The organism is Butyrivibrio sp. DSM 10294 (assembly GCF_028539135.1).
GTDB lineage: Bacteria > Bacillota > Clostridia > Lachnospirales > Lachnospiraceae > Butyrivibrio.
This window is the reverse complement of the sequence record NZ_JANSWL010000088.1, coordinates 14,314-24,942: the sequence shown is the minus strand read 5'-3', so window position 1 is coordinate 24,942 and position 10,629 is coordinate 14,314. Positions and strand designations below refer to the sequence as shown.

Below are 10,629 nucleotides of genomic sequence, written 5' to 3'. Positions count from 1 at the left end.
TCAGACTTCCAATAAAAGCATTGTCACATCATCTGCCTGATTGCAGCCGTTTTGGAACTGTGATATATCGTCCCAGAGCTTGCCGATGATCCCATCTCCCTCAAGGGACGTATCCTCGTTAAGAGAATTCAGGAGTCTGTCCATACCAAAGAGATTCTCATGATTGTCCATGGCCTCTGTAATGCCGTCGGTATACATAAAAAGCCTGTCTCCGGCTTTGAGCATAAGTTCCTTATGGTTAAACTGTGCGTCTTCAAACACTCCCAGCATGACGTCGTGCTCTTCATCCTGTATTCTGTATCTGTCCGCTTCCCTCTCGTAAACGATAAGATCTTCGTGTCCTGCATTTATATAAGACAAGGTTCTGCTCTCCGAGTCATATATCCCCACAAACGCCGTGACAAACATCATATCCTTATTGTTTTCGCAGAGTCTTCGGTTCGCTTTTTTGACAGATTGCTCCAGATTGGCGGGATTCTCCTTCATCTCATTTTTCAGGATTGTCCTTGAAACCACCATAAACAAAGAAGCCGGTACTCCCTTGTCGGAGACATCGGCAATCACCAGCCCCACCTTATGTGCATCAATCATGAAAAAGTCGTAGAAATCGCCACCCACTAATCTGGCAGGCCTCATAAAAGGAAACAGCCCAAAATCATTTTCCGGGTTTTCAAGCTTATCCGGAAGCATATTTGCCTGTAGTTTGGCGGTGATCTCCAGCTCCGTGGACATCCTCATTTTTTCCTTTGTCACAGCTTCAAAATCTTTGATGTACTCATGAAGCTTGGACTCCATGCCTTCCATGGCATCCTTAAGGTCTTTTACCTCATCATTGCTCTTTATCCGCAGATGTCGGAAATAATACTTATCCTCAATGATATCTCCCGCAGCGCTCCAGTCATCTGCAGCATCCGACAGCTTTTTGATAGGTCTTATGATTTTCCTGTTTATGTAAGAGTTAATGACAAACATGACAAGCAGTGCGATAAAGGCAAAGAACAGCATGTAAATAATAGTGAAAATGTACTGATATCTGCCAATTTCTTCGTTGTAGCAGTCAATGTACATACATCCCTGCAGTTCACCTTTGTAATTACTGCTTACCGGGATCAGGACCTTGAGAGTCAGATCTGTGAAGCCATCATCGCTTTTGCCTATCCTGGAACTATATATCATGGAAGCGCCTCGCGCGCTAAAGAAAACCGGAGGCGACTCATCAAAGTCCTCCCAGAATCCGATCCTTTTATCCCACAGGTCCTGAACCTGGATTATCCGGCTTTTATTATCATCAAAAAGACATAGTCCCACATCTGTCACATTGGGATTTTTTTCTTTAATTACTTTAAATACATGACTTATCTTTAACTCATCAATCTCGTTTTTTTCAAAATCCTTTTTACTGAAATTATTAAGGTAATCGGGATCTGCTGGATTTTTCCTGTCCTCCTCCGGTATACCTTCGTATACTCTTCTGACATAATCGCAGGCCTTCTCGGAATTGGCACTTCCCACCACTCCGAAGGCGGTATCACCGACAGCGTAAAGATCAACTATCTGTTCATTTACAGTAACGACAAGAAAAAGTACTCTTATGGCCATGATTGAAAAAACTGTAAATGCTATAGTCATAAGGATCACTGCAAGACTTGCCTTTTTTCCCAAAGTAAAACGAAGCTTTCTTTTAAACTTTCTGAAAATCCGATCCTTATCGATTTTGAACATAAGTTACAAAAATCCCCCTACAGTAGTCCCTTGAATGCACTGTCATCATCCTCCTGAGTAAGCTTCTCCTGAAGCTCCGGAAGGAAAAGTATTGCAACACACAGTGCAGCGCTTATGGCAGCGATAATGAAAAGATATACTCTGACTCTTCCCTTAAGGCCGAACAGATCTGGCATTCTAAGCGAAATATCCTCCGTTTCCAAAGCATCATCATCGGTAATGCTCTGCTTTTTGGATATCTGGATCTCTTCCTGCGCCTGCATAAGAGGAATGGAGGTCAGAACAATCGTATAGCTTGATGCATGGTCAAGTTCAAAGGTGGCCACTCCCTCTGAGCTGACGGTATCCGATGCCAACAGCTTAAGCTCGCCGTCATCCTTGTCATAATGATAAAGATTGGCGAAAAGTCCTGCGTATGCGCTTCCCACAGGAAATGACAGACCGGCCTTGAAGCCGAAGTCACCGTCGTAGTTAACATCAAATTCAAAATGGGGATTGGTATCTGTAACATCATTTAATACTTTGTCAGGTATGGCCTTACTTCCAACCTTTACCCCAAGATCCCTGTCAGTAAAATCTTCCTCAAAGAGGGTCTGACTGTCTACACTCCAAATGACATTTTCCGGCATCTTGAACTTTACCAATATTTTTTTATCCCTCATGGTCTCAAAAACCTTGTAGGGAATATTCGAAAGGCCGCTCATCTCGATTTCTATGGTGGAATCATAATCGGCTTTACTGATCTCGCCGGTGATCCTGTCCCATCCGCCTGTTGCGGCAATTCCTATCTTGGTGCTTCCTGTTGCGTCGCTGATATAGGGAGTTCTGCTTATCTCCCTGGAAAGCGGTTCCGTTGCGGCAGTGCTTCCGGTTAAAGGTTCTTCGAAGGTGATGCTTCCGGCACTGTTTCCGTATACGGTACCGGCAGCGCCGCTTCCGCCTCCCTGACCGGAGGCAGGTCCCGAGCCTGCTATGCCGTTAGGTGCGGGAGTAAGTCCCGCTCCTCCGGAGCCTGCGCCTGAGTCCTTGGCGTCGTTGCCTGATACATCACCGGCGGCGCCGGACTTGCCGTTTCCTGTAAGGCTTCTTACACTGCTGACATTCCCTGCCTTGTCTATGGCAATGGCAAAGAAGTCATATTCCTTATCTGCTGCAAGATTATCGAAGGTGTACATACCTCCGTAATTACTTCCATCCTCTTCCGAAACTGTTATAAGCACACCGTTGTCCTGTATAAATTTCTTACTCGGCTCCGGATCCTTGGAGGTCTCTCGGCAGATAAGCTTGAATCTGTCCACACCGCTCTCTTCGTCCTTTCCCACCAGGAGCACAAGAGTCCCCGAACCGCTTCTGGGCGAAGATAGTACAATGCTCTTAACCTCAGGGGCTACTGTATCGCAAATTATCTTACCCGTGGAAATATAGGTCTCATTTCCAGCATTGTCCGTTATTCTTGCATAGATATAGTTGTTCCTGTCAACCTTGACGATTATGGAATCGCCCTTGGAATAGATTCTCCAGGCCCTTTGCTCCACGCTCATAACATTATTGAGATCGGCTATCGAAGTAAAAAGCTCCTCGGAAACATAGTAGTTTATGGTATCAACGCCGGAGAGTTCATCCTTGGCTGATATAGTGATCCTGCCATTTTCATTGGCATAGAAAGCCACATTGTTCTTTTTCTGGAAGCTGCTTGACTTATAATTGTCGGAGATTATTGAGCCCTTGGGAGAATCATAGTCGATATTTACATAGAGAGTCCCTGTCTTTTCATCTCCCGTCTCGTTGTTCCTGAAATCCAGCTCCAGTACATTCCTTCCCGGATCGTGGACATCATAGCTATCCTCGTAATCATCCTTGTCCTTTTCGGAAATTGAATATCCATCGGCGGTTATTGATACTGAGACGTTATACCAGTCCCTTAGATCCTCGCCGTTGTAACGGATGACTACCGAATCATCCAGCTCTCCTTTTTGGGGTTTCTCCGGCTCTTCCTGCTTCTTGGGTTCCTTGAAATGGCAATAGATACAATAGCCATCTTCATAGGTACAGTCCTCGGTTACCTTCTCCTCGGTGCAGCCTTCTACCTTACACTCCTTTATATGGGTCCCGTCCTCATTGGAGGTGTATACATACTCATGATCGTGATCATCCAGCTCCGGGTCATCCTCAGGATTCTCAGGGTCTTCGGGATTTTCAGGATTCTCAGGATTTTCAGGATTCTCCGGATTCTCAGGATTTTCAGGATTCTCAGGGTTCTCCGGAGTATCAGGATTCTCAGGCTCCGGTTCGGGCTCGGGTTCCGGTTCCGGCTCAGGCTCGGGCTCAGGCTCTGGTTCAGGTTCAGGTTCAGGTTCCGGCTCAGGCTCTGGTTCAGGCTCAGGCTCGGGTTCAGGTTCAGGTTCCGGCTCAGGCTCTGGTTCAGGCTCAGGTTCCGGCTCGGGCTCCGGCTCAGGTTCTGTCAAAAAACTTCCCTCATCATCCGCATAAGCAAATATGCTTCCAATACCCGTCGCAGTGCAAATGAGACATAGTGCCATAAGCCCTATGAATACTCTCTTTGCCGCTGCTTTTAAGTTCTTGAATTTTTTCACAAGTTTCATAAGCTCACTCCTCGAAGGCATTCATCCTATGATCAAAGCCCCACGTCCTCCGAATAGGGTTCAAAGTCGGACTTGGTAAATACCTTGCCAACCTTAACAAATTCGTACTTAATGGCGTTCAGATAATGCTTCATATGTACCTGACCTCCGGCATTGGGATCCGCTGCCGCAAGGAAAGCCGCATTCAAAATGCAGTTCTTGATATTACCACCTACAAACTCAAACTTCTCCGCCAGGAATCTGATATCAACATCCTCAGCAAGCGGCGTATTCTTCGGTATTGTTGTTCTCCAGAGCATTTCTCTGGTATCCACATCCGGGAACTGGAACTCGACGATATACTTCATACGTCTGAAGAACGCCGGATCGATATTGTGCTTGTAGTTAGTTGCCAGTACACAGACACCGTCATAAGCTTCCATTTCCTGAAGCAGCAGGGCCGTCTTGTTGTTGGCGGAGGCCTGGTTGGAGCCACCGTCATCGGAACGCTTTGCAAAAATGGTATCGCACTCATCGAAGAAAAGGACGACATTACACTTCTTGGCTTCTCTGAATATCATAGACAGTGATTTCTCGGTCTCACCGACATACTTGTCCACAACCTTTGAAATATCTACTCTGTACAGCTCAAGGTTAAGCTCATGGGCGATAACCTGTGCCATCATTGACTTACCGGTACCGGGAGCACCGAACAAAAGAACTGTAAGTCCTCGGCCGTAGGGATACTTCTTGGTATAATCCCAGTTCTCATAGACCTGTTTTCTGTAGGTCATCTGCTCAATGGCATGGGATATGGTCTCTCGCTGGCTTTCGTTCATAACGATATCGTCAAAGCCAAACTTGGCCTCTACTCTCGTTGCCTTCTGAGACAGCTCGGAGCTCATCTGGGCGTAGCACCCCTTAAAGAGGTTGGACCTTGATATCTTGTCCTCCCTGTCCATATTTGAAAGGGATTTGGCTTTTACAAGGGCGTCGTGAATCTTGCCGGAAGTAAACAGAAACTTCGTTGACATCTCCAAAAGATCCACATCCTCCGCCAGATCATAAGCTTTTGCAAAATACTCCCAGCAGGCCTGCCTCTCACCGGTATTGGGTGTCGGGAGCTCTAAATCTGTGAACTGACTCTTGGTAACTTCTCTGAAATCGATATAGAGCTTACTCATGGCAAAAACAAGAACGTCCTTCTCCGTAAGCTTGGAAAAGGCAAGATCCATGTATCCGAAGAACTTCTCTTTTTCCTCATCTCTGTAATTAAGCTCCGTGAGGCAGCAGCAGCTCTTGGTCAATATACATTCTCTTGTCACCGACCACAGCGCCCTGTCCACGAACTGGAAATCATAGTTAAAGAGCTTATTACAGTTCATGGCTATGGCCCTCAGTCCCTTTTCTCTGCAGAAATGCTTTACGAAGAAGCGCCTTCCGCTGCCGTCATCTCCGTAGTAATAAAAGATCCTTACTCCGTCCTCATAGGAGGTCTTCATAGCCTCAAGCCTTCCTACGTTGGCCATTATGGGATCCAGCTCCTTGTCGTCTGTTAGCATATACATAAAACGGCTGTAATTCTCATCCAAAAGCAGAGGATTTCGGCCGAACAGAAAGTCTATTATTCTCTTGTCTGGGGAAATAATTGTGGAAAAAGGCATGCTTCCCGCAACCTGCAGCGGCAGGATGGGTAAAAGCTGCTCAAGAGCGGCACTCATATCACCATAGGCATTGGTGATTGAGAAGGCATCACCATAAAACACCTTGGCTGCAGACTCAATCGTAGGTGCCGAGAGATTGCCGTTTTCATTTACAATATGAAATACACCGGCGTAATCAGTCTGGGTGGAAGCCAGGATTCCGCAGGCGAAACAAAACTTGGTAAAAGGCTCATAGGACAGTCTCTTGCACAGCTCGTAAAAGGGAAGTTCAATACCCTTTTTAAGCGTAAGCTCTGCTCTTTCGTCTATTACTCTGAGCCTCTCCAAAATAGGGATCTTGATATCTTTGTTTATCTCGGTCCATACATTGGATTCAACTTCTTCTTTTTCCTTATCCTCTCCTTCCGAGGAATAATCCGAAGCAAAATTTCCCAGAAGATTAAGAAGATCGCTGTCCAGTTCCTCCTCTTCTTCGTCTTCCTCCGATGAAGAATCCTGATCTTCCTCATCGTTAAAGCCTTCTGATTCCGATTCTTCGTCATCTTCGGAATCATTGACTCCCATTCTGTGTTTATAAGATTCGATCAGTCTGTTTTTACAGGCATCCGAAGCCATCTCAATATCGGGATACAAAATGTTTTTGTATCCGCCTTCGCCATTGGCATATAAAACTTTTAACTTTCCAATGTAGCCGTCCAGAGAGCCGTTTACACAGTCAAAGATATACTGCATGTATTCGTTGTAGCTCTCAAAGGGCTGCACGTTAAGATCATTGTTAAAACTAGCCATAGCTCTTCCCCTCAAAATCGCTAATTGCCTGTTCTGAATGTTCCTTTATCAAAAACGCTTTTTGCCGTGTTGATTCCCGTCTGTTTTTTTATGTCAAAAATTCCGCCTTCCGAATCGTTAATAAAGCCAGTTTTTTTCCTAACGGCGTAGGTGTAGGTCTCCTCTTCTTCATCGGGCGAAGGCTGTTTTCTTATCTCATCCTGTCGTCTGTTCTGCTTGTTGATCATATCATCCAGGTTCATATAACAAACCTCCATGGGATTTAATAATCAAGGTCTTCCTGTGGAGGCTCAACCATTTGGATAAATTCCGCAGGAAATTCCTCCTCGCTTACTTCCACCATATTCAGATACTCTGTGGCACAATATCCAACAGTGCCTGTGGACATAACAACCTTACACCACTCATTTCCCGGAAGGATTACATAGCCGGGAGTACGTTTATTCAACTTGGCCAAAATATCCGCATCTAATGACGGTGCAGAGCGAAGCCTTAAGATCGTATATCTCGTTCCCGTGGTGAAGGTAAAATATCTCTTTTCTCTTGTATTCTCCGCTTCTGCCAAAGTATCTTCCACTGAAGCTCCGGCATCTGACTCAGCTGCCTCAGGAACTGTTCCTTCATCTGCCGCGGCATCCGCATCCGATAACAGCTCCGATGCTTCCACAGTCTCTTCATCACTGAAATCATCCTTAATTGATAAAGAGGTTGCTGATTCATCTCCGACAATTGTCTTACTCATTACGGCAGGCGAAGCCCCCGGAGTTCTGTTGTCTTTGTTAAAAACAGAACCGGTATCGCTTAGCATGTACAGTGCCCCAAATGCCACCACAACAAAGAAAGCAAATAAGGCCATAAATAATCTGGAAGTATGTTTCATATCTATCCCCTCAATGTTTAGTCCGAAACCAATTATCAGGTAGTAGGAAGCTGAATATAGATTCCCATTCCGTTGCCCTGCGGGCTTCTGGCGTAGATTGTGCCCCCGTAGTGTTCCACAATTGCCTTGGCCTGAGTAAGTCCGAGGCCGTTTCCGCTGATTCGGTTGGAGCCCTGGAAATTAAGCTCAAATATGTGCTTGGTCTCGTTTTCGGGAAGTCCGTTGCCGGTATCCTTGAGAACTATAAATATGTCATCCTCGATGGTGGATATAGTAACCACCAGTGTTCCTGCCTTCTTCATGTACTTGATTGAATTATCGATGATATTCCTGAACATGATAAGAAGTCTCTTGGCACTGGCGTGAACTATCAGTTTCTCCACAGCACTGGAAATGGTGACTTTAAGTCCCACTGCCTTGGCGTCTTCGTCCAGCTCTGCAATGGCCCTTCTTGCCACTGCAATGATGTCCACATCCGCTGCGTCCTCGTCATCCGGCGGAAGAAGACTCTCATAGAGATTATCCATTGTCTTTTGTGCCTTTACATTTCTGGAAAGCTCCTCCTGTGCTTCTCTTGATGATTTCTCAGCGCTTTCCGCCTTCTCCGTAAGCTCTTCTATGCTCTGTTTTGCTCTCTCAATCTCCTCATTTTTGTCATTGATCACTGCCTCAAATTCTTTGTTTTTCTGCTCGATTTCCGCCTTCAGAAGACCTATCTCCTGCTGCAGATGCTCAGCACCCGTGTAATCGTTGTGGGCCTTGTAGCACAGGTATGCGAAGTAGGTCATGCTGATGGTCGCTGCCATAAACATCAGCACTATCAGCGTAAGTGAAAAATAAAAGAATCCGAATACTGTTGCTGCGTAAAACACACATGCCAAAATCAAAGCGATCTTTTGTTCACGAGACATATAACTTACCCCCACCAGTAATATTTTTATCAAGACTTATCTGTCTCTTGTTTTTTATTGAAAGTGCACTCATATCATGAGTTGCCATTATAACTGTCACTCCATGGTCGTGTATCACACTTAAGAGCCGCAGTATCTCTGCGGAGGATGCCGGATCAAGATTTCCTGTTGGCTCATCCACCAGAAGATACCTTGGATTGTTTATCATGGCCCTTGCAAGACATACCTTCTGCTGTTGCCCACCCGACATCTCCTTGGGAAGTCTTTTATGAAGGCTGTCGATTCCCAGCATCGTGAGCACATCCACAATCTTCTTCTCCGCCCCGGTGGCCGCACCGCCGGTGGCAAGAATCGCAGTCAGAAGATTGTCGTATACCGACAGCTCCTGAATAAGCCTGTAATCCTGGAAGACCACACCGATTTTTCTCCGGTAAAAGGGAATGTTTCTTCGCTTAATTCCCTTGAGGTTCTCACCGTCCACATAGATGCTGCCAAGGTCCGGTTCTTCCTCCTTGAGAAGCATCTTGAGAAGCGTGGTCTTTCCGGAACCGCTTTCTCCCGTAAGCACAATGAATTCCCCGTCGTTTATCACCTCGGAAAAATCGTTGTATACATCGATCCTGCCATGATCGGTTATATAGTTTTTAGAAACCTTAGAAATATTTATCATCTTACACTCAGAATTTTCTCAAGTCCTGTGACCCGAAGCACATCAACGATACCTTCATTGGCATTGATTATGGACATGCTGCCACCCTTGGACTGAGCGGTCTTTTGCCCGATGATCAGTGCACGAAGCCCCGCGCTGGATACATAGGTGGTCTCGCTGAAATTGATGATGATATTGGAGCTTTTTACAAACGCCTTCAAAACAGCGTTTTGAAACTCCGGCGCAGATATGGCATCAACCTTGCCCTTGACATTAAGCTGAAGCTTATCCTCAAACTTTACTTCCTCAACTGTCATATTTTTCTCCTCTATAAGCGATAGTTTATTATCCGGCTTCTTTTAAGCCTTACATGAGAGTGATTGCTCCGTCATAGATAGCCTCTTCGTCCAGTACAACATGCTTCTGCTTCGGAATTGCCGCATTCATATCAAGATAGCTGTTGCCATCCACAACAGCCTCTTTCTCCATCTGAAGAAGCCTTATTCTCGTTCGCAGAGGCCTGAACTGATCAAGCAAAAACATCAGCTGGTGCCTCAGATCCTCCGACAGCTTTTGATTTATCATCACTGTAACATCAAAAATGCCGCCGTCCTGAAGCCTGTTCTCCACAATTACCGAATCCTCGCCCACCAGTATGTCCACGATTCTTTGAAGAGCCCATTTGGTGCCCTTCATGCGATTCAGCTGATAGGCTTCCTTTACAATCTGACGCAGGGTCTTCTCCGGAAGAAATCCTCCCTTCAGATCTATTCCGAACCAGGAGCCGTACATCTCAAGAAGCGAGGCATCGCACTTGTCCAGGTCCAGAATCTCGTAGAGCTTCTCGTTCTGATCGCTGTAGTCATTGTAAACACTTGAAAAAATGGATATATATCTGTGGAAAAAACTGTTCCTGTCGTGATATACCGCCGGGAAGGTGTCCATAAACACATCTCCCCTGACTCCGACTCTCATTTTTCCAACACAGGCGCTGCCGCTTCCTATCATCTCCAGCGCTATGAACAAATACCTGCCGGAGAGTTCATACAGAAGTCCGTCCTTTGTGTTGACAAACCTCTTGGCGCCTAGCTGTTGAAGGAGCTTAAACTTGGAATAGCTGTTTTCGGAAGGATCCTTGAGATAATCCCACAGTGATCCATGGTCTTTATCTACGTAATAATCCAAATTATCAAATGCTATAACATAAATATAACATACTATCTGCTCTGCCAAAAGTAGTTCGCAGGACAACCGCCCCCACTCTGAGCCGGGCTCCACTCCATCCAGAGGATGCAGGAAAACACTGTGTTCCAGCTCATTTTCATCAAGGATCAGCTCCCCGTCTGCTCCCTGGGTGAAGCCCTTCACCAGACTCTTTTTTATTCTGTTATTCCTGATTGAATACCAAATGTCGTTAGCCATTAATTCTCCC

At 45.8% G+C, this 10,629-nt stretch carries 9 protein-coding genes; all 9 read right to left on the bottom strand.

What is annotated here, in order from left to right:
* From NXH67_RS16260 to NXH67_RS16220, 9 genes are read right to left on the bottom strand one after another with little or no spacing between them, the layout of a single operon-like run.
* Window positions 1-1,722, bottom strand: coding sequence for a PP2C family protein-serine/threonine phosphatase (locus tag NXH67_RS16260; RefSeq protein WP_272798068.1), 1,722 nt, complete (start codon window positions 1,720-1,722; stop codon window positions 1-3).
* A 17-nt stretch (window positions 1,723-1,739) separates the two neighbouring features.
* Window positions 1,740-4,325 carry a hypothetical protein gene (locus NXH67_RS16255; protein WP_272798067.1) on the bottom strand — a complete coding sequence of 862 codons (2,586 nt, stop codon included), beginning with the start codon at window positions 4,323-4,325 and terminating at the stop codon, window positions 1,740-1,742.
* A gap of 32 nt (window positions 4,326-4,357) precedes the next feature.
* Complete coding sequence (locus NXH67_RS16250) at window positions 4,358-6,757, bottom strand: ATP-binding protein (protein ID WP_022777288.1); 2,400 nt, start codon at window positions 6,755-6,757, stop codon at window positions 4,358-4,360.
* A gap of 20 nt (window positions 6,758-6,777) precedes the next feature.
* Window positions 6,778-6,999 (bottom strand): hypothetical protein, encoded by a 222-nt coding sequence (locus NXH67_RS16245; RefSeq protein ID WP_022777289.1) that lies wholly within the window; start codon window positions 6,997-6,999, stop codon window positions 6,778-6,780.
* Between the two features lie 20 nt (window positions 7,000-7,019).
* A complete protein-coding gene (locus NXH67_RS16240) occupies window positions 7,020-7,637 on the bottom strand; it encodes an SH3 domain-containing protein (protein ID WP_022777290.1) in 618 nt (205 codons plus the stop codon).
* 35 nt (window positions 7,638-7,672) lie between these two features.
* Window positions 7,673-8,548, bottom strand: coding sequence for a sensor histidine kinase (locus NXH67_RS16235; RefSeq protein WP_022777291.1), 876 nt, complete (start codon window positions 8,546-8,548; stop codon window positions 7,673-7,675).
* Window positions 8,538-9,218 carry a cell division ATP-binding protein FtsE gene (locus NXH67_RS16230; protein ID WP_272798066.1) on the bottom strand — a complete coding sequence of 227 codons (681 nt, stop codon included), beginning with the start codon at window positions 9,216-9,218 and terminating at the stop codon, window positions 8,538-8,540. The genes NXH67_RS16235 and NXH67_RS16230 overlap by 11 nt, the downstream gene beginning before the upstream one ends.
* The gene (locus tag NXH67_RS16225; protein ID WP_272798065.1) at window positions 9,215-9,514 is read right to left on the bottom strand and encodes an STAS domain-containing protein; all 300 of its coding nucleotides are present in this window, start codon (window positions 9,512-9,514) and stop codon (window positions 9,215-9,217) included. Before NXH67_RS16225 ends, NXH67_RS16230 begins: the two co-directional genes overlap by 4 nt.
* 49 nt (window positions 9,515-9,563) lie before the next feature.
* A complete protein-coding gene (locus NXH67_RS16220; protein WP_272798064.1) occupies window positions 9,564-10,619 on the bottom strand; it encodes a phage tail protein in 1,056 nt (351 codons plus the stop codon).
* Window positions 10,620-10,629: the final 10 nt, after the last annotated feature.